This is a genomic window from Chryseobacterium sp. FP211-J200, from assembly GCF_001643375.1.
In the GTDB taxonomy this organism is placed as follows: Bacteria; Bacteroidota; Bacteroidia; order Flavobacteriales; family Weeksellaceae; genus Epilithonimonas; species Epilithonimonas ginsengisoli.
Genome location: NZ_LSHB01000028.1, coordinates 38,915 through 60,161 on the forward strand (window position 1 = coordinate 38,915; position 21,247 = coordinate 60,161).

Annotated in this window: 17 protein-coding genes; 5 read left to right on the forward strand and 12 right to left on the reverse strand. The window is 39.3% G+C overall.

The genetic code is table 11. The features are described from left to right. The first annotated feature begins 27 nt into the window (after positions 1 to 27). Together AXA65_RS09965 and AXA65_RS09970 are read left to right on the forward strand one after the other, a co-directional pair. Positions 28 to 2,301 carry a DUF5074 domain-containing protein gene (locus AXA65_RS09965; RefSeq protein ID WP_063969950.1) on the forward strand — a complete coding sequence of 758 codons (2,274 nt, stop codon included), beginning with the start codon at positions 28 to 30 and terminating at the stop codon, positions 2,299 to 2,301. A 104-nt stretch (positions 2,302 to 2,405) separates the two neighbouring features. Next, the gene (locus AXA65_RS09970; RefSeq protein ID WP_063969951.1) at positions 2,406 to 2,705 is read left to right on the forward strand and encodes a hypothetical protein; all 300 of its coding nucleotides are present in this window, start codon (positions 2,406 to 2,408) and stop codon (positions 2,703 to 2,705) included. A 73-nt stretch (positions 2,706 to 2,778) separates the two neighbouring features. Here the strand turns inward: AXA65_RS09970 and AXA65_RS20200 are convergent, their stop codons facing one another. The 12 genes from AXA65_RS20200 to kduI form a co-directional block, all read right to left on the reverse strand. After that, the gene (locus AXA65_RS20200) at positions 2,779 to 2,961 is read right to left on the reverse strand and encodes a lipoate protein ligase C-terminal domain-containing protein (protein ID WP_228391662.1); all 183 of its coding nucleotides are present in this window, start codon (positions 2,959 to 2,961) and stop codon (positions 2,779 to 2,781) included. Then, a complete protein-coding gene (locus tag AXA65_RS09975) occupies positions 2,909 to 3,799 on the reverse strand; it encodes a biotin/lipoate A/B protein ligase family protein (protein WP_228391663.1) in 891 nt (296 codons plus the stop codon). Before AXA65_RS09975 ends, AXA65_RS20200 begins: the two co-directional genes overlap by 53 nt. Positions 3,800 to 3,899: 100 nt before the next feature. Next, positions 3,900 to 4,820 (reverse strand): glutaminase, encoded by a 921-nt coding sequence (locus tag AXA65_RS09980; RefSeq protein ID WP_063969952.1) that lies wholly within the window; start codon positions 4,818 to 4,820, stop codon positions 3,900 to 3,902. Positions 4,821 to 4,985: 165 nt separating this feature from the next. Further along, complete coding sequence (locus tag AXA65_RS09985; protein WP_256333788.1) at positions 4,986 to 6,596, reverse strand: UxaA family hydrolase; 1,611 nt, start codon at positions 6,594 to 6,596, stop codon at positions 4,986 to 4,988. Positions 6,597 to 6,763: 167 nt separating this feature from the next. After that, positions 6,764 to 8,221: a tagaturonate reductase gene (locus AXA65_RS09990; protein ID WP_063969954.1), complete on the reverse strand. Its 1,458-nt coding sequence runs from the start codon at positions 8,219 to 8,221 to the stop codon at positions 6,764 to 6,766. Positions 8,222 to 8,225: 4 nt separating this feature from the next. Next, positions 8,226 to 9,752, reverse strand: a complete 1,527-nt coding sequence (locus AXA65_RS09995; RefSeq protein WP_063969955.1) for an MFS transporter — start codon at positions 9,750 to 9,752, stop codon at positions 8,226 to 8,228. Positions 9,753 to 9,786: 34 nt separating this feature from the next. Beyond that, entirely contained in the window at positions 9,787 to 10,452 is a 666-nt protein-coding gene (locus AXA65_RS10000) for a ketohydroxyglutarate aldolase (protein WP_063969956.1), read from the reverse strand. A 54-nt stretch (positions 10,453 to 10,506) separates the two neighbouring features. After that, complete coding sequence (locus AXA65_RS10005) at positions 10,507 to 11,511, reverse strand: sugar kinase (RefSeq protein WP_063969957.1); 1,005 nt, start codon at positions 11,509 to 11,511, stop codon at positions 10,507 to 10,509. A gap of 56 nt (positions 11,512 to 11,567) precedes the next feature. Then, positions 11,568 to 11,915 carry a cupin domain-containing protein gene (locus AXA65_RS10010; RefSeq protein ID WP_063969958.1) on the reverse strand — a complete coding sequence of 116 codons (348 nt, stop codon included), beginning with the start codon at positions 11,913 to 11,915 and terminating at the stop codon, positions 11,568 to 11,570. A 378-nt stretch (positions 11,916 to 12,293) separates the two neighbouring features. After that, complete coding sequence (gene uxaC / locus AXA65_RS10015) at positions 12,294 to 13,697, reverse strand: glucuronate isomerase (protein WP_063969959.1); 1,404 nt, start codon at positions 13,695 to 13,697, stop codon at positions 12,294 to 12,296. 39 nt (positions 13,698 to 13,736) lie between these two features. Then, positions 13,737 to 14,522, reverse strand: a complete 786-nt coding sequence (locus AXA65_RS10020) for a gluconate 5-dehydrogenase (protein WP_063969960.1) — start codon at positions 14,520 to 14,522, stop codon at positions 13,737 to 13,739. A 2-nt stretch (positions 14,523 to 14,524) separates the two neighbouring features. After that, positions 14,525 to 15,361 (reverse strand): 5-dehydro-4-deoxy-D-glucuronate isomerase, encoded by an 837-nt coding sequence (gene kduI, locus AXA65_RS10025; protein WP_063969961.1) that lies wholly within the window; start codon positions 15,359 to 15,361, stop codon positions 14,525 to 14,527. 779 nt (positions 15,362 to 16,140) lie between these two features. On the opposite strand from kduI, the gene AXA65_RS10030 reads away from it, so the two are divergent. From AXA65_RS10030 to AXA65_RS10035, 3 genes are read left to right on the forward strand one after another with little or no spacing between them, the layout of a single operon-like run. Beyond that, positions 16,141 to 18,846 (forward strand): SusC/RagA family TonB-linked outer membrane protein, encoded by a 2,706-nt coding sequence (locus AXA65_RS10030; RefSeq protein WP_218281623.1) that lies wholly within the window; start codon positions 16,141 to 16,143, stop codon positions 18,844 to 18,846. A 51-nt stretch (positions 18,847 to 18,897) separates the two neighbouring features. Continuing rightward, on the forward strand, positions 18,898 to 19,386 hold the full coding sequence (locus tag AXA65_RS20205; RefSeq protein ID WP_218281624.1) for a hypothetical protein: 489 nt from the start codon (positions 18,898 to 18,900) through the stop codon (positions 19,384 to 19,386). Between the two features lie 12 nt (positions 19,387 to 19,398). Then, complete coding sequence (locus AXA65_RS10035; protein WP_063969962.1) at positions 19,399 to 21,225, forward strand: RagB/SusD family nutrient uptake outer membrane protein; 1,827 nt, start codon at positions 19,399 to 19,401, stop codon at positions 21,223 to 21,225. Positions 21,226 to 21,247: the final 22 nt, after the last annotated feature.

Below are 21,247 nucleotides of genomic sequence, written 5' to 3' on the forward strand. Positions count from 1 at the left end.
AATAAAAATTCTTTAAATCAATTAAAAATGAAAAAGTTTTATCTTTTGACTTGGCTGTTGTTCTTTGCATTTTTTACCAATGCACAAGTCACAGTTCAAAGTGTTCCCAGAAATGACATCCAGGGAAACTCAATTAAAAAACAATCTAAAAAAGCCGATTTCAATTTCGATGACATCGTGTATTGGGTTGGGACAGGAACCAACGAAGCAGCTTTTGTAGTTCAATGGAATGATGCTAAAAATCCGGACGCTTTGGTTTGGGGATTCAGATGGAACGGCACTGCAACCGGCGAAGATATGCTGAAAGCGATTGCAAAAACCGATAAAAGATTCTTTACATTGCTTTATCAGGGAACGCAATACGGAAGCGCTGTTGGTGGACTTGGTTTTGACCTGGACGGACAAGGTTCTGTTGGTCTTTACAACAATGGAAACGTCACTTATCCGCTTTATCCGGTGGATGGCATCATCAATACAACCGCTTATGATTTTGATAATTATACAGCAATCGATGCGAATGACCATTGGGGTTCTGCTTGGTACACAGGTTATTGGTCTTATTGGGTGAAAGACCCGACGGATGCAGATTTTGGATATTCTGGTTTGGGTGCAAGCAGCAGACAATTGGAGAATGGTTCTTGGGATGTTTGGAATTTCAATCCGAATATGGAAAGCTATGATATCTCTTCAACATTGACACCGGTTTCAGCTTATTCGGCGCAGGCAGATTTTACAAAAGGTTATTTTATAGTGAATGAGGAATGGTTCGGTCACACCAACGGTTCTGTGAATTTTGTTGGAGAAAATGACCAAATTTATTACAGAGTTTACAGCGAAAAGAACAACAATCAGGCTTTTGGCGCTACGACTCAGTTTGGAACTATCTATGGCGATAAATTCTACTTTATTTCCAAACAAGCGGCTGACGGTGGCGATACGCAATACACGCCTGGCGGAAGATTGGTTGTTGCCAATGCTACGACGATGGAAAAGATTGCCAGCTTCAATACCATCGGTGGAGGAGACGGTCGTTCTTTCGTGGGTGTAACAGACAAATTGGGTTACATCGGAGCATCCAACGGAATCTATACTTTCGATATCGAAAATCTACAGGTTGGTACTTTAATCACCGGAACTGGAGGCGGAAGCCAATATGCGGGACAAATCGGAAATATGGTCAGAACTTCGCAATATGTTTTCGCTGTGAAGCAATCTGCAGGAATTCTAATTATCGATCCGAAGACCAACACTTTAGTTAAAACCATTTCTGGTGCTTATCATTCTATTGTTCAGGCAAAGGACGGAAGTATTTGGGCCATCCAAAATCAAAAATTGGTCAACATCGATCCAACAACGTTCGCAACCACTCAATTTGCGCTTTCCACAGCAAGCCAATATCTTGGGTCTTGGGGTGCTTGGAATGCAGGAAGCTTCACTTACAGCAATCAACAGAATGCATTGTACTGGATGAACTCTGTGAATGCCTTTACTTCAGGTGCGAAAGTGATCAAGTTTGATGTAACGACAAAAACTCTGGTTGATAATTTCATAACAATCCCAGGACAGACGGGAACTTACAAGCAGATCCCGTACGGCGCAGCTTTGAGAGTTGACCCGGTTTCTGACAGATTGATATTGAACACGACAGAAAGCGGTTACGGCGCGCATTACCAAAAAAACTGGATCCATACTTATGATAACACTGGAGCTTTGCTGAATACAAAAACTCTAAATGATTATTATTGGTTCCCTGCTGTGACGGTTTTCCCAGACAATACGTTGCCAGTTGTGGCTTCTAGTTTCCCAACAGAAACGACTTTGAGTGGTGTGACGAAAATCGATTTGAAAACGGTTGTTAGCGATGCGGATAATTTGTCTTCAGCGATTGTGAAATCTATCAAATCAAACAGCAATACAACTGCAATTTCGGCTGAGGTGAATTCTAATGACGAGTTGATTCTGACGCCTCAAAGCGCGGGAACGGCAGATCTGGTGATCAGTTTTAATTCCAATGGAAAAGTGGTGGAGAAAACGTTGACCGTGATCTCATCATCTTTGGCTGCTACCGCTGATGTTAAAAAATTGGAGTTGAGTATCTATCCAAATCCAACAACAGAAATATTGAATGTTAAAACGCTTGACAAAGTTCTAGATGTTTCAATATTTGATATCTCTGGAAAACAGATCAGTGCTAAGATTGTAAACGGACAGATCAATGTCAATTCTCTTCTGAAAGGAAATTATATCCTGAGAATTGTAACAGACAGATCAGTTTATCAAGAGAAATTCATTAAGAAATAACCTCTTTTAATTTTAAATCATGAAGCCTTCAAATTAAGTTTTGAAGGCTTTGTGATATTTATACAGAGATCTCTTAAATTTACTCTAAGTTAAAAAGAAAAACAATGCTAGATTTTTATCTGTTAAAAGATGAACAGCGCAAGCCGAGTTATCCCGAAGAAGCAGGATTAGAGTTTGTTGGAGAACTAGATGACCTTATATTCGGAAATTTACAAAGTAAAAAGATCATTGATGAACGATTTGAGTATTATTCAGACTTCAGATTAGATACGTCAGAGTTAAAAAAAATCCGAATGAAGATAATAGAAAAGCAATTGCAATATGATTCTGATGTAAAAGTATTGATTCAGTTATTAGACATTGCTGACAGCGAGCAAAGTGGACTGATAGCTTTCGGCGATTAAGGATTTACAAAAAAATATTTCTTTAAATTTTAAAATAAAAAAGCCTTCAAATTAATTTTTTGAAGGCTTTTTTTTATTTAAATAATTCAATGATCTCCTCAACAGAAACTTTACCAAAGTAATCTGTAAGGTTGATCTTAGATAATTTTTCAGCAATGACACTGATGTCGTGCTTTTCATTGATGATCAGATCTTCAAATTCTTCAATTGGTTTGGAAGCAAAGAAGTCTCCAAATATCTTCGCCTGCTTGATCATTCCTTTTTCGACATCGAGATGGATTTCTATGAAGCCAGCTGGGATCTTGATTACTTTTTTTGAAGTTATAATTCGGAGAGAAACCAAAATTCCAATCCCAGGTTTCGTATTTTTCTTTGGCTAATTTCTCTATTTCGTTGAGGTCTTCATCAGTCAAATTGTAGATTTTTCCACCTTCAGAATTTTTAAGGATCTCGTCGATCAATCGCTGTTTCAGAACTTCTATCGTCGTTCCTTCCGGCAAATAATCGATAAGGTTGGTAACTCTGGAACGGTTTGATTTTGTGGCTTTATCGATAAATTTTAAAGGGTTGGCTATCAGAACATCACTCAGAACATTCATCTCAGAATTGAATAAAATTGTTCCGTGCTGGATCATTTTCCCGCTTTTGGCCAATTTTGCATTCCCGCTGAATTTTTTTCCATCTACCAAAAGATCATTTCTCCCTGTCAGTTCTGCCGGAACATTCCACGCTTTCAAGAGCTGAAGAACAGGACTTGTAAACTTAGAAAAATCCATGAAATCCTGGTCTGCCAACAATGTGTGAAAAGAAAAGTTGAGATTACCAAGATCATGATAAACCGTTCCTCCGCCGGACATTCTTCTTACAACTTTGATGTTATTTTCAGTCACATAGTCCATATTGATCTCTGCCAACGTATTTTGAAACTTCCCAACGATGATAGAAGGTGCATTGATGTAGAGTAGAAAAATATCTTCGGTCGGGAATTTCCCCAGCAGATATTCGTCGGAGGCAATATTGAAATAAGCATTGTGAGAAGGAGAATCTATGATAAGAGTACGTTTGTAATTTGTTACAAAATTAGTGGGTTTTATTGTCGATAGGTCTTGATTTTACTCATATGGATATTCATCAAGAAGCAATCTCTTTAACTTCAAATTTTAAGCCTTCACTTACATTTTAACTTTTTTTTAATCAAAAAATAGATTCCTCGGTTGCTGTCGTAAATTGCTCCAAAAACTTCATTCCACGGTAAGAATTTCCTTTAGGATTCAGTTTTGGGCTCCAAACGGTGATCACATACCGACCTGGAAACAAGGCGACAATTCCACCGCCGACACCACTTTTCCCCGGAAGTCCGACTCGGAAAGAAAACTCGCCGGATTCATCATAGAAACCGCAGGTTTGCATAATCGCATTCACTCTTTTAGCTTGGCTTTTGGTCAGGATCTCTTTTTTGTCAATGATCTTTTTGCCACCATTGGCTAAGAAAGTAAAAGCATTACACAATTCCAGAGTGGTCATTTCTACAGAACAGATCAAACTGTAGAGATTCAGAACATCCTCAGGGTCGTTTTTAATGTTGCCAAATGACTTGATGAAGTTACAAAGTGCTGCGTTCCGAAAACCTATTTTCAGCTCACTTTCTGCAACAGTTTCAGAGTAACTGATGGTTTTTGAATCTGTAAGATCTCTGACGAAGGCCAAAAATTCTTTCTTCGGGTCATCAAAGAGATCGATCAAAATATCAGTAATGACCAACGCTCCGGCATTGAGAAAGGGATTTCTCGGAATTCCGTTATCAGATTCCAATTGTACCAGAGAATTGAAAGGGTTTCCCGAAGGTTCTACATCTACACGTTCCCAGATCTTCTCATCCATATCTCTGTAGACCAGGCAGAGTAGGAGAACTTTGGAAATACTCTGGATAGAAAATTTGGTTTGATGATCACCGTAGCTGTAGTTTTCTTCATTGATGAGTTGGATAGAAACAGCAAAGTGTTCTGGATCCTCATTGGCAAGTTCCGGAATGTAAGACGCAACTTCACCCGGATTTTCTTCATTTTTGATCTGATGAAAAATAGTCTCTATGATGTTCTGATAATGCTGATTCATTTTCTAGATTGAGTTTCCAAATGTATGAATTTAAATACTCAACGTCATTTTTTTTAATTGAATTTCAATCTAACTTCTAAAATCTGATTTCTAAAATATTTGTAAAAAAAGAGCACTCTCCGAAAAGAATGCCCTTTAATAAAAACCTTAAAAATTCAAAAAAAATTATAATGAAACCCCTCTTTTCCAAGGGATAAATACATCCTGTTTCAATTGGTCTGCTTTCGTTTCTACGTTTCCGCTCGCCAATTCGATAATATAATCTACGATCTCCTCACCAACTTCCTGAATGCTTTTTTCGCCCGTGATCACAGTTCCGGCATTCACATCGATAATATCCGACATTCTGTTGATCAGCGCCGTGTTGGAAGAGATCTTCACAACTGGTGCGATTGGATTTCCCATCGGATTTCCCAAACCTGTGGTGAACAGAACGACTGTTGCACCTGATCCTACCAATCCTGTGGTACATTCTGCGTCGTTTCCTGGCGTGTTCAATAGGTTCAAACCTGGTTTAGAGATATATTCGCCGTAATCCAAAACATCGACGATTGGCGCCGTTCCTCCTTTTTTAGAAGCACCTGCAGATTTCATAGCATCGGTGATCAAGCCGTCTTTGATATTGCCTGGCGATGGATTCATATCAAATCCTGAACCTGCATCTACAACGGATTTTTCGAAAGCTTTCATCAATGATAAAAACTTATCTGCTTTTTCCTCATCCACACATCGGTTCATCAATTCCTGTTCTACGCCGCACAATTCCGGGAATTCTGCCAAAATCGTTTTTCCGCCCAATGCGGCGAAAATATCGGAGACAATTCCCAAAGCTGGATTGGCTGATATTCCTGAGAATCCGTCCGATCCACCGCATTCCAAACCAATGCTGATCTTAGAAACGGGAGCTGGTTGACGCTCGATCTTGTTGGCCCTTTTGATCGCTTCGAAAGAATCTTTGATCACCATCTGGAACATCTGATCCGTCGTTCCAATTTTTTGTTGCTCGAAGATCAAGATTTCCTTGTCGCTGTTCGGGCTCATTTCTTTCAAAGCATTTTGAAAAATATCAACCTGAAGATTTTGACAGCCTAAACTTAAAACAGTTGCACCAGCCACATTCGGGTTGTTAACATATCCTGCAAGCAATTTTGCCAACAATTCCGAATCTTGACGGATGCCGCCACAACCACCTTGGTGATTGATGAATTTCACTTCGATATTGTCCAGAAGGTTCTCATTTCGAGACGTGTCTTCAACTTCTGCTACGCTTTTTTCTTCAATTAATGAACGTAGGAAATTCTTGTAGGAAACTTCTTTTTTCGGTAGCAATTCGTTTTCGAAAATGTCTTTCAGCTTCTCAATGTTCTTGTTTTCACAGAAGACCAATGGGAAAAACAACCAGACATTTTTGGTTCCAACTTGTCCGTCTGAGCGGTGATAACCGTTGAAAGTTTTGTCCTTCCATTTATCAACATTCGGTGGCGTCCAACCAAGATCTCCCGTTTTTTTGAAAACAGGTTCACTTTGGTGTTTCACATTTTCAGTCGTGATCACTTCACCTTTTTGGATGGTTTGATTGGCTTTTCCAACCACAACACCATACATGATGATCTGGTCGCCGGCTTCAAAATGCTCTCCAGCGAATTTATGTTTAGCTTTTGTATCCGTTAAAACATTGTAAGGCGTTCCGTCTAGATCCACGATTTCGCCTGCGTAAAGGTCCATCAGCGCAACGACGACGTTATCTTTTGGATTTACTTTTAATACTTTTTTCATAATTTTTAAGTCTTTTAAAAATTAATTGTTTGTCATTTAATAATTATTTGGGCAGCTATTTCCGCCTTCCGTTCCCGCTATTTTTTGCCAAGCTTTTCCCTCCGCAAAAAATGAGCTCCACTCAAGTCGGGCTGCGACGATTCAACGTTTTATGACCGAACCAAAAATTATTGAATGAAATTTTTATAACCTTGCTCAATCCCATTAGCATCGATTTCTTTCAAGGCTTTTGTCACAGCATCTGTCAATCCAGAAACTTCTGTCAGGTCTGTATCCCAGAAACTGATCTCTGACAAAGTCGCTTTTACCACTTCTCCAAGGTCATTGTTTGTCCAGATCTCTTTGAATCTTTCCAAAACGGGCGCATCGTCCATCACTGGAAGCGCTTTTCCGTTGAATTCGCCTTGGTAGAATCTGATCAGTGCTGCAAGCGCAAAGGTCAAATTAGTTGGCAATTCTTTTTTGTCGTCAACGTATTGCAACAAACTTGGCAATACTCTTACTTTGAATTTCGCAACCGAGTTCAGCGCAATACTGGAAAGCTGATGTTTCAAAAATGGATTTCTGAATCTGTCAAAAACTTCCTCAGCGAAAGCCGTCAATTCTTCTTTTGAAAGATCAAGCATTGGGATGATCTCGTTATAAACTGTATCAGAAATGAATTTCCCAGCGAATTCCGCATCGATAGCTTCCTTCACTGTTTCTTTTCCGTCAAGTATAGAGAATGCCAACATTGCTGTGTGAGCACCGTTCAGGATTCTTACTTTTCTGGTTCTGTAAGGTGTGATGTCATCAACAATCAATACCTGATCATCAATTTTGTCAAACGGGATCAAGGCTTTCAATTTGTCGTCACCTTCGATCACCCAAAGTAGGAATGCTTCGCAAACTACCATTAAGTTGTCGTCGTATCCGAATTTAGCTTCGTATTCGTCTTTTTCTTCTCTTGGATACCCAGGCACGATCCTGTCCACCAAAGTGTTGTGGAAAGAGTTGCTGTTTTCCACCCAAGTAGAGAAACCTTCATCAAGATTCCAAAGTTGAGCGTATTGAAGGATATATTTCTTTAAAGTCAAGCCATTATTCTCGATCAATTCACAAGGGATGATGTGAAGACCTTTGTCCTCAGCTCCGTTGAAATGTTTGAATCTCTCGTAAAGGAAAGCCGTCACTTTTGCAGGAAAATTCTTGTGAGGTCCAGCTTCTAAAGTAGCTTCGGAATCGTCAAAAGCGATTCCAGCTTCTGTTGTGTTTGATAAGATGAACTGAAGATCTTCGCCTTTCGCAAGATCAAGATATTCCTGATAGTGATCGTAAGGACTCAATGATCTTTGGATTGCGGAAATGACGCGTTGGTCATCCACAATCTGTCCTTTTTTTACCCCTCTTACGAAAAGTGTGTAAAGGTTATTTTGCTCTTCCAACATATTTACAAGTCCGCCGACAGTTGGCTGAACAACAGCTACACCAGCGTTGAAGCCCGCTTTTTTGTTCATCTTGTCGATCAGGTAATCAACGAATGCTCTTAGGAAATTGCCTTCTCCGAATTGTAAAAATTTTATAGGAAGTTTCTCAGTTAGACCTGAGTTTTCACGGTTTAGTTTTTCTTTAGTTTGATATTCCATTTCTTTATTCTTTAATGATTTTGTAAGTCGGAACCAATGATTTCATGACGAACCACGCAATCAGATAAGCCACTGCGCAGAATGAGAAAATGATCATATAACCTTTGTCGATACCGTCGGAAACCACGGCACCTGATTTTTGTAATTGTTCAAAAAAACCTTCCGGTAAACGCTGTTCTGTGTATTGAGGGAATTTTTCCAAAAGCGGAACGCCATCTACAGTTGTCCACGCCTTATGAGAATAGTCGAACAACAGACCAGAACTTTTATTGATGATCGTGGAACCAATTCCACCTGCCAATCCACCGATTCCTGTGATGGTTGCAATCGCTTTTTTCGGGAACATATCACCAACAGTGGAGAAGATATTCGCGGACCAAGCCTGATGCGCTGCACCTGCGATTCCGATGATCAATACTGGGAACCAATAAGATATTTTACCAGTAGATTGTGCCAATAGTGCCAACAGTGGGAAGAATGCGAAGATCAGCATCGCTTTCATACGGCCAGAATAAGGATTCATTCCTTTCTTTTCTACAAAGAATGTCGGAAGCCAACCACCAACGATGGATACCAAAGTGATCATATAAAGGACGAACAATGGAAATGCACTTTGCGTACTGTCCATTCCGTAAACTGAGCTTAGATAAGCTGGTGTCCAGAAAAGGTAAAACCACCAAACGCCATCTGTCATAAATTTACCGAAGGCAAAAGCCCACGTCTGTCTGTATTTGAAACACTGAGCCAGCGTGAAAGTTGTTTTAGGTTCGTCTGATTCTTGGATAGAATCATTGATATCTTGATTGATATAATCCAATTCACCTTGATTAACCTTTGAATGCTCGTGTGGCTTTTTGTAATAGAAAACCCAAATTCCCATCCACAAGAATCCTAAAGCACCAATGATGATAAATGCCATTTCCCAACCTAAAGCCTTCGCAATAAAAGGAATAGAAATCGGTGCTGCAAGGGCTCCAACAGTTGCACCAGCGTTGAAAATACTGGTTGCCAAGGCTCTGTCTTTTTTAGGGAAATATTCTGCGGTAGTCTTGATGGCAGCAGGGAAGTTTCCAGCTTCACCAATCGCTAAGATCAATCGTGCAAAAATGAATAAGGTGACACTCACGTTGATCACTCGGGACACATCTTTTACAGTTGCTATGTTTTCTTTTGCACCTTCAAAGCTTACAAACCATTCACCAGTGACGATCCCGGATGTCGCAATGCCACAGAAAGCGTGTAACACCGCACCAATAGACCAAACGCCGATAGCCCAAAGAAAACCTTTTTTGGTGTCCATAAAATCCACAAATTTCCCTGCGAAGATCATACTGGCAGCGTAGAATATCGAGAACAATGCGGTGATATTACCGTAATCATTATTATCCCAATGAAATTCTGGCTGGATAAAATCTTTCCAGGTCAAAGAAAGAACTTGCCTGTCCAGATAGTTTACCGTGGTTGCCAAGAAAAGCAAACCAACGATGGTCCATCTGAAAGTGGTCGGTTTAGAAGCTGTGGATTGATTCATTTTAAGATGATTTGGTTTGTTTGTGTTTTTTATTTTAAGAAGCTTTTATCGATTTGATGATCTCTAAAACTTTTACTGTTTCACTTTCGATGGTTGCGTAATCTTTTGCAGCCATTAATTCTTTACTTACCAATTTGCTTCCCATTCCAACAGCGGAAACGCCTGCGTTGAACCAGCTTTCGATACTTTCTTTGGTTGTATCAACGCCACCAGTTGGCATGAATTTTAGATTTGGGAAAACATCCTTTATTGCGCTCATAAATCCGGCTCCTAGGGCATTTCCTGGGAATAATTTTATGAAAGTCACGCCTGCCGCTTCAGCCGTGATGATTTCTGTTGGTGTCATACAACCTGGGCTGTAAAGCAAATGTTTCGAGAGCAAAAATTCTGCAACTTCCGGGACAAATCCTGGGCTGATAAAGAAATCTGCACCTGCTTTTTCGTATTCTTCAGCTTGTTTCAAATTTTTTATCGTTCCGATTCCGAGAAGCATTTCCGGCATTTCCTCATTTCTGAGTTCTACCATTTTGGTAAAGTTGCTCAATGCAAATTCGCCTCGGCTTGTATATTCCACAGCGCGGATTCCGGCTCTGTAAAGTGCTTTCAGTATATCGAGAGTTACCGTTTCGTCTGCGTTGTAGTACAAAGGCAAAAGGCCTTGGTTGATGATCGCATTGGTAACTAATTGAATTTTTGTCATTTTTATTATCTTTAATTGTTCCTTCGAGAGCTTCAGGATGACAATATTTTTAATTTATCTCTTTATTCTTCCGCCTTTATCACCATTCATCACATCCAGAATGTCGGAAGCGCTACAATGGTTGATGTCACCTGGAACGGTATGTTTGATGGCACAAGCCGCGTTTCCAAACTTAAGAGCGGTTTCATCATCAAAATTTAATAATCCATAGATCAAACCTGCTGCGAAAGCATCGCCGGTTCCGATTCTGTCCACAACTTGAAGGATTTCGATTGGTTCCGATTCGAAGTACGTTTCATTTGACCAAGCTCTACCTTGGGTTTCCTGCGTACTTGCGCTGGCACCAACTCTTACTTTGTCAAATATCTTTTTGATAGAAGGTATTTGCTTCTGAAATTCTTTACAAGCTTCGATGAAACTGTCTTTGTCCGAAGAGAATTTAGTTCCGATGATTTCATTAATTTCATTCACGCCACCAATGAAGATAGTGGAGTAGGACACCAATTCTTTCAAAACTTCGAAGCCTTCTTTCCCGTATTTCCAAAGGTTGGAACGGTAAGCTGGGTCAGCAGTGATCTCGATTCCTTTTTCGTTGGCCGTTTGTAAACCTTTTTTCAAAGCGATGTAAGCACTTTCCGAAATTCCTGGAGAAATTCCTGTCCAATGGAAATAGTCTGCACCTTCCAAAGCTTTTTCCCAGTCGATTTGGTTTGGATTGATGTTAGCAAAAGAACCATTCAATCGGTTGTAAGCAATTCTAGAAGCACGAACAGATGAACCAACTTCCAAGAAATATAATCCCAAAGGATGTTCGTTTTTTGAAATGTGAGTCGTATCAATTCCATAACTTTTTATGGATGAAACCGCAGATTCTCCAACGAAATCGTCAGAAACAACGCTCACGTGTTTTACGTCACAACCCATTGTCGCAAGCGATGCCGCAACGTTCAGTTCTGTACCTCCGAAAAAGAATTCCATTTCGTTGCTTTGCTTCATCATCCTGTTGTTGGCAGGTGACAATCGCATGATCACTTCTCCAAAGCTTACTACTTTGCCCATTAATCTAAGTTTATTTTAAGAATCAAGATAAAAGAATCGAGATTCTGGATTTTTAATTATTTAATAAAATCTTCTCTGTGCGGGCTGAAAACATCAACCAAAATCCCGTCTTCCAGACATTCTACACCATGAATGATATTGGACGGCACGAAGAATGAATCTCCTTTTTTCAGGATTGAAATATCTTCGCCAATATTCACCTCGAACTTTCCTTCTGAAACATAGGTCACCTGAATGTGCGGATGTTTGTGCTTGTACCCAATGCCGCCTTTTTTGAAACGAACGTTGACCATCATGACAGAATCGTCATAGCCAACAATCTGGCGGTCGATGTATTCATCTATTTTTTCCCATTCTGTGGAATCGGATTTGTAGAATGTTTGTGGTGTTTGTTCTGTTTTCATTTTTTTATTTTACCGTAAAATCGCAAAATTGTTAATTGCAATTTGTTGTTTTAAGTTGCAAAGTCCTTCGACTCCGCTCAGGATGACATTTTTAATAATTTTATTTTCAATTTTGTCATTCCTTACGAATCTCGATTGTTAAGATTGACTTCTTCGAACCACTTCGTTAGGTTTCCTACGGAATGACAAATATTGTTTTTTATGTTACTGCTTCTTCTATGTTGAATATGCAGCCCGACTTGAGCGGAAATCCTTTTTTGCCTTTACTTGAGTTCTATTTGAACTGAAATCGTTGTGCAAAAAAGATTGGGAGCGGAAGACGGAAATAGCTGCCCAAATCTTTATTTTAATTTCCTTCGAGAGCCTCAGGATGACAATTTAAAAAGTGAAGTAGTCTTTTGCGTTGTTATAACAGATGTCCGAAACTATTTTTCCTACTAGATCCATATCTTGTGGAAGTTCGCCGGATTCGATCTCGTTTCCTAACAAGTTACACAAAACACGTCTGAAATACTCGTGTCTTGGGAACGAAAGGAAGCTTCTTGAATCGGTCAACATTCCTACGAATGTGCTGATCAATCCCATGTTGGAAAGGGCGTTCAGTTGTTTTTCCATTCCGTCTTTTTGGTCCAAAAACCACCATCCGGAACCGAATTGTACTTTTCCTTTGACAGAACCGTCGTTGAAATTTCCGATCATTGTCGCCATAATTTCGTTGTCGGCAGGATTCAGATTGTAGATGATCGTTTTGGTCAATTTATCTTTTGAATCCAAAGTATTTAGGAACTTTGAAAGATTGACCGCCTGACCGAAATCGCCGATGGAATCCCAACCTGTGTCTGGTCCTAGAACCTTCAACATTCTTGCATTGTTGTTTCTCAACGCACCCAAGTGATATTGCTGAACCCAGCCAAATGAATGGTAAGTTTCTCCCAAAAACAACAAAATTGCCGTTTTGAATTGCTCAATTTGGTGAGGTGTCAAAGTTTCTCCTTTTCTCTTAATTTCAAAAATTGAGTTGATCTCTGAATCTGTGAACGTTTCAAAAGAAATGTTATTCAATCCATGGTCACACAATCTGCATCCGTTGGTGTGAAAGTATTCTATTCTTTTGATCAGTGCATCCTGTACATCCTTGTAAGAATTAATTTCGATGCCTGCAGATTCTCCCAATTTATCGATGTAAGAATTGTAATCCTCATTGTCAATCAAAATCGCTTTATCAGGACGAAAAGCTGTGCTAACAGTGATTCCAATGTTATTTTGTTTGATTGTCTGATGATATTCTAAAGTGTCGATTGGATCTTCTGTGGTGCAAACTGTTTCCACATTTCTCATTTTCAACAAGCCGTGAACAGATTTTTCCGGCGTTTGAAGTTGAGCTGATACATTTTCGTAAACCTGGTCTGCATTTTTTTCATTAAGCAAATCGTAAACGTCAAAATATCTAGCCAATTCCAAATGTGTCCAGTGGAACAAAGGATTTCTCAAAGTATTCGGAACTGTTTTTGCCCAAGCTGCAAATTTCTCTTTGTCAGAAGCATCTCCGGTAATGAATTTTTCGTTCACGCCCATCGTTCTCATCGCTCTCCATTTGTAGTGGTCGCCACCGATCCAAACCTGAGTGATATTCTCAAACTGACGGTTCTCTGCAATCTCTTTTGGAGGCAAATGGTTGTGATAATCGATGATCGGCTGTTTTTCTGCAAAATTGAAAAACAACTCTTCAGCGAATTTATTTTTTAATAAAAAAGTATCTGTGATGAAAGGTTTTGTACTCATAAGACTAATAGATAATAGACTGATAGATGAAAGACTTAATTATTCGTTGGACGGTTTTCCGATGGTTGCCAAGATTCCGCCATCAACGTAGATGATCTGTCCGTTGATGAATTGACTTGCTTCTGAGGCTAAGAAAATTGCGGTTCCGGCAAGATCTTCTGGATTTCCCCAACGGCCTTCAGGTGTTCTGCTGATGATAAATTCGTTGAACGGATTGCCATCCACTCGGATCGGTTCAGTTTGAGACGTTGCAAAATATCCAGGACCAATTCCGTTCACTTGGATATTGTGTTTTGCCCATTCTGTCGCCAGATTTTTGGTCAGCATTTTCAGTCCGCCTTTTGCCGAAGCGTAAGCCACAACATTATCTCGGCCCAATTCGCTCATCATCGAACAAATGTTGATGATCTTTCCAGATCTTCTTTTGATCATATTTCTTGCCACCAATTGTGACATGATGAATGGTCCGGTCAAATCGACATCAATCACTTTTCTGAAATCTGAAACTTCCATTTCCAAAGCTGGAATTCTCTTGATGATTCCTGCATTATTAATAAGGATATCGATCTGTTTGTGATTCGCTTCGATCTCTGCTACTTTTTCGGCAGCGATTTTCTCGTCAGTCACATCAAAAATATAACCTGTTGCTTTGAAACCTTTTGATTGATAATATTTGATAGCTTCTTCCAATTTAGATGGCGTCGTGCTAGTGATAACAAGTTCTGCACCTGCTGATCCCAAACCTTCTGCCATTGCCAAACCTAAACCGTGCGTTCCACCGGTGATTGAAGCTACTTTTCCTGTTAAGTCGAATAAATTTGTCATAATTATTTTAATTCGTCAGTTTTTACAGCATCCATATCTCCGTAATCCATATTTTCTCCTGCCATTCCCCAAATGAAGGTGTAATTAGCAGTTCCAACGCCAGAGTGGATAGACCATTCTGGAGAGATCACGGCGTCTCTGTTTTTCAAGAAGATGTGACGTGTCTCAGTTGGTTGTCCCATGAAGTGTGAAACCGTTTGCCCTTCTTCCAGATCGAAGTAGAAATAAGCTTCCATTCTTCTGGTGTGCGTGTGAGAAGGCATGGTGTTCCAAACGCTTCCTTCGTGCAATTCGGTCATTCCCATTTGAAGTTGGCAAGTTTCCAGGACACTGTTCACAATTAATTTGTTGATGGTTCTTCTGTTGGCATATTTTGCATCGCCCAATTCTACGATCTCAGCTTCAGCTTTTGTAATTTTCTTTGTTGGAAAAGCATGGTGAGCTGGTGCAGAATTGATATAGAAATAAGGTTGTTCGCCGTTTACAGCTTCGAAGGTCACTTCTTTGTTTCCTTTTCCTATATATAAGGCTTCCTTATTATTAAGTTCGTAAACCGTTCCATCAACAGTCACTTTTCCTTTTCCGCCAACGTTGATGATCCCTAATTCTCTTCTTTCAAGAAAATAAGGAGCTTTCAGTTCATCGATGGTTTCTAAAGTTAAAGCCTGATCAACTGGCATAATTCCACCAACGATCAAACGGTCGTACATGGTGTAAACCAATTTGATCTGGTTTTCTACGAATAGGTCATTGATAAGAAATTCTCTTCTTAAGTCTTCGGTTGTGTAATTTTTGGCATCGTTCGGATGATGCGCGTATCGGAATTCTGAATGGGTCATTTTAATCTATATAATGTGAACAAATAATTAACGCTGTGTAATCGATTGCATTGCTTGCTGCAAGGATTGGCACGAGAAATAATTTTTGTAAATATAAATATAAATTCTAACTGGAAGACAAAAAAATGATTTAATTTATATTGTTCTTAAAATCAGTTGATTAATTTCAATTTTAGCGGTTGATTTGAATTTTAAAGTAGTTTTGACTGTCACTTATTTTCACATGTATCTATTATTAGAATGTATTTTACAGAATTCATAATAAAACTGTAAATATCTCTTAAATTAATAAAATAAATTTTTAAGATACTGATAATCAGTGTTTTGTTGTGGCTTTTTATTTGTTATGCTTTTATTTCTAAGATGACCTCAAAAATGTGTTTTTGACATAAAAAAAGTCAATTTTGCTAAAATTGGCATTGTTAAGTTAATTTTTGGTTAATTAAAACTGGGCCAGATTTTTACTTTTTTGACACAATTTATATCGATATGATAACAGTCAATATTTTTTTTCAATAAAAAAGGATTCAAAATAAAATTTTACTTATCATTTTAAATATTTGATTAATAGTTATTTGTGAATTACCTTATCATAAAATTCAATGTAATGTTAAATTAGTATGAATAAAAACGTGGTTTTTTCTATCTGCTAATTAAAAAATAATCTTAGTTTAGTCGAGTTAAGAAATCGTTAACAAAAATAATGCAATCGATTACATTTCTATACGGTTTTGTTGGAATAATTATCAAAGTAAAAACATTACTAAAACTAAATGTCTATGAGTGGTTTAAAATTAGGTATCCAAAGTGCTTTTATAAAAACGACGATCGCATCTGTCTTTTTATTGCCGGCATTTGGATTAGCTCAAGAGTTGATCAAAGTTGCCGGGACGATAACTTCTGATCAGAACAAACCTGTCCAGAATGTAGAGATCACGGTCAGAAACTCGAAGTTTTCTACAATGACGGACAAGGCTGGAAAGTATGAATTGAATGTGCCAAAAAATGCTACGCTGGTTATCCGGTCAAAAGGATTCGAAGAGCAGGAAATGAATGTGGATGGCAAAAATGTGATCAATATTGTTCTTGCTAAGTATGATTCGAGCAAAGAGAAATCTATAGACGAGGTTGTTTTGGTAGGTTATACCAAAGTTTCCAAAAAAGATGTGACCAATGCAGTATCATCTGTAAAAGGTGAAGCGTTGAAGGATATGCCGGTAAACAGTGCTGCAGAAGCGATCCAAGGTAGACTTGCCGGGGTACAGGTGCAGACCAGTGAAGGCTCTCCTGGTGCAGAGGTAGATATCAAGGTGAGAGGCGGAACTTCTATCACTGGAAGTAATGCGCCTCTATACATCGTAGATGGTATCCAAATGGACAACGCAATGTCTCTACTTTCTCCTAAGGAAATAGAATCTATTGAAGTTTTGAAGGATGCATCTTCAACTTCTATCTATGGTTCCAGAGGGGCAAACGGAATTGTTTTGATCACGACAAAAAGTGGTCGTAAAAGAGTAGGGACAACTATCAATTACAACGGTTTTACTGGGGTAAGAAAAATAATGAACACATTAGATGTTCTGGATCCATACGAATTTGTATTATATCAATACGAGCTCTACAACAAAGCAAATGTTGAGACCGATGTCTTGGCTTTTGCGACGAGATATGGCGCATACAGTGAGTTGGAAAGCAAATACAAGAGTGTCAAAAAAAGAGATTGGCAAGATGAGCTTTTTGGGAGTGAGGCATTTAATTTCACACATAACCTTACCCTTAACGGTGGTTCCGAAAAATCAGCATTTTCATTGACATTGAATCATGTGGAAGAAGATGGGATCATGTTGGGTTCTGGATTCAAAAGAAGTATGGCCAACTTCAAATATGATTATGATATCAGCAAAAAATTAAAAGTTGGTTTCAATACAAGATACAGCCGATCTATGATCAATGGCGTAGGAACCTCAAACAGTGGTTCTCAAGGTAATAACAGGTTGAGAAACTCTGTGAGATACCAGCCTTTTGAAGGAGGGTCCAACGTACCAGTAGATGATTTTGATCCTAACTATGCGACCAATACCAACTTGGTAAACCCACTTATCCTAAACGATAATGAGGTGAGAAACAACGGCTCTAATGACCTCTTGTTAAATGCATATCTAAATTATAACATTACAAAAGATCTAAGCTTCAGAAGTGTTATTGGATATGTACAGAGAGATATTGCGACCAATCAGTTTTGGGGTACTGTAACTTCTGCAGCTAGAGCAAATGCTGATATGCCAATCGTTCAGTTGGACCGATCACAAACCAGAAGGATCACCAACACCAATACTTTGAACTATACCAAGAAATTTGGTGGACATAAAGTCGATTTTCTACTAGGTCAGGAGACGATCCAGACAGACGGTGAATCCAGCTACAACTATGTAAAATGGTTCCCAAAATCGATCCTGCCAAACGAAGCATTTGCCAACATCCAAAGTGCAACGCCTCCTGCAGGAATGGTTCAAGATGCAGCTAGAACAGCTTCATTGGCGCCAGACCGTTTGGCATCTTTCTTTGCCCGTGCCAATTATATTTTTGCAAACAAGTATATCGCAACATTTTCTGTAAGAGCGGATGGTTCCAACGTTTTCAAGGATGGCAATCGTTGGGGTTACTTCCCGGCTGGATCATTGGCTTGGAAAATTAATGAAGAGAACTTCCTGAAAGATGTAAATTGGGTAGACGAGTTGAAGATGCGTGTAGGATATGGTCTTTCGGGGAACAACAGGATCACTTCTTACCTTTGGGCCAACTTCTACAGTACCAATGCAAACAACGGATATACATTTGGGACAGCGGTGACTCCTGGAGCGGCATTGTCAACAACTCAGGCAAATCCTAATGTAAGCTGGGAAGCTACTGTTTCCAAAAATGCCGGTTTCGATTTTGAATTTTTCAATCACAGATTATATGGTAGTGTAGACGGATATATTACAGATACCAAAGACCTATTGGTATTGGCAAAAGTTCCTTTTCCTGGATATAACAATCAATTTCAGAACTCTGGTAAGACAAGAAACAAAGGTTTGGAATTTACAGTCGGTGGTATCATCGTCAACAAAGAAGATTTCACTTGGAAAACAGATATCAATATTTCTGCCAATAAGAATGAGATCTTAAGCTTAGGAAGTGGAGTAGGTCCTGGTATGGATTCTTACCTAGTACAATCTGGAGGGATTGGAGGCTTTGATTTTATCGCCAAAGTTGGAAGTCCGGTGGGAACTTATTATGGATATGTGACCGAGGGAAGATACGAGATCAGTGATTTCAATTATAACGCTACAACACAGGCCTACACTTTGAAATCCGGTATTCCGAGTAACAGTTCTATTGCCCTTGGATCAAAGGCGCCGCAGCCTGGAGACCTTAAACTTAAAGACCTGAATGGAGACGGACAGATCACCGAGGCGGACAGACAAGAGCTTGGAAGTGCTTAGCCGAAGTTTTACGGTGGTTTCAACCAAACTTTCCGTTACAAAAACTTTGATATGAGTTTGTTCTTCAACTTCTCTGTAGGAAATAAAGTGTACAATGCCAATAAGATCGAAAATACAACGCAGTATCTTTATAAAGACAACAACATGGCAGCAGAAGTGGCTGACAGATGGAAATGGTTTGACAACAATGGTGTGAAGGTGAACGACCCAACTGCATTAGCAGCGTTGAATGCCAACACAACAATGTGGACACCTCCAGGCGGACAATATATTTTGCATTCTTACGGTATCGAAGATGGATCTTTCTTGAGGTTGAACAACGTAACGTTAGGTTATACATTGCCAACAGGCTCATTAGAAATGATAGGAGTGAAAAACTTTAGATTATATGCAACGGTGAACAACTTATTTGTCATCACAAAATATTCAGGATTTGATCCGGAAGCTAGTACAAGAAGAAATCCTTTGACGCCGGGAGTTGATTACTCAGCTTATCCTCGTAGTAGATTTTTTGTAACAGGTGTAGATATCACTTTCTAAAAATTATTAAAAATGAAAAAAACAAGATCAATATTTATAACAGGTTGCTTGATGGGAGCCTTATTCTTTAACTCTTCTTGCAACGATTTCTTGGAACCGGAAAACCTTTCAAGTGTTTCAGAGGCCAGGCAGTTCGATAGTGTATCAGATACTTTTACTGCTTTGGTAGGAGTTTATGCGCAGTTGGCTGGTGACGATGGGTACGGACAAAGGATCGCATTGATCCTTCCGCATTCAGGTGACGATTACAGAACTTCTGGCAGTTACAGTTGTAACGATAGAAGAGGTGTTGCAACATTTGGTGCATGTCCTACAAATACAGAGCTTAACGGTCCATTTTCAAAACTGTATACTGGGATCGAGCGTGCTAATTTTTGTATCAAAAATATCCCTTTATCTCCAGTTTACCAGACAGGAACTGAAGAAGACAAAAAATTAATGGATAGATATCTTGGCGAAGCTCTTACGCTGAGAGCACAGTTTTATTACGAGCTCATCAGAAATTGGGGCGACGTGCCATATTACCCTGTTCCGGCAGCGGATATGGCAGAACAATATTTGCCAAAAACAGATAGAGATGTGATCTACGAGCAGATGATCGAAGACCTTGGTCGTGCTGCAACTCTTGTACCTTGGAGATCCGAAGGTGGAACGCCAAACGCAAGGTTATCAAAAGCCGCTGTCAAAGGACTTAGAGCAAGAATTGCTTTGGCAAGGGCAGGATATTCATTGAGAAGAAGTCCTCAGATCATGGCTCAAGGGTCCAATCCGCAGAAATATTATCAGATCGCTTTGGACGAGTGCAGAGATATTATGAACCATCCGGGCGAACATAGCCTGAATCCCAGCTACGAAAATGTTTTCAGATCGCTGCACACCAACTCTCAGGATGCTACCAACGAAATTATTTTTGCAATAGGCGCTTTTGGAGGTAACTCGAGAACAGATAGTAAAATCGGTTATTATAATGGATTGAAGCATGATGACAACTCCAGCTGGAAAGGTGGTGGCGGTATCAATGCATTGCCAACATATTTTTATGAGTTTTCAAAATATGACCTTCGTAGAGATATGAATGTGGGTATTTACAAAGTAAATAATACAAATCAGGCAGAACTAGTTCCTGCAAATGGCTTTACAGATTCCAAATATCGTAAATCATGGACTGGTATTACCGGACCTTCTCAGAATCTTGCGGTTGACTGGCCAATGATCCGTCTTTCTGATGTTATGCTAATGTTCGCAGAAGCGGATAATGAAATCAATGGTGCACCATCTCAAGATGCCAAAAATGCACTTTTAGCGGTTAGAAGCAGAGCTTATGCGGGTAATCTTGGTCAAGTTGGAACTATTCCTTCGGATAAAGCAGGTTTTTTCAATGCGATTGTTAAAGAGAGATTATTGGAACTTGGATCAGAGGGCATCAGAAAATATGACCTTATCCGTTGGAACCTTATCGCATCCAAAATCGCTGAGACCAAACAAAAACTTACAGATTTTATCAACGGAACTGGTGCCTACGCCAATGTCCCTTTGGATATCTACTACAAGCCTTCTGTTTATGATCCGACAAAAACAGCTCAGCAGAATGTAACAGCTATCGATTTATATACCGTCGGAGCAGATAAGTCAGAAGTGTTTTATCAACCGACACAATCTGCAACTCTTCCTGTTGGCTACAAAAAAATAGCGTGGAGATCAGGCGTTGCAGCGACTTATGTTAATGATCCGGCAGGCGGATACGCTCAGTACTTCGAGCCTAATAAAAGAGAATTACTACCGATCTATTTTGAATACATTCAGAATAATTACAATCTTACACAAGATTATGGGTATTAGTAATAAAAAACATTCATATTTT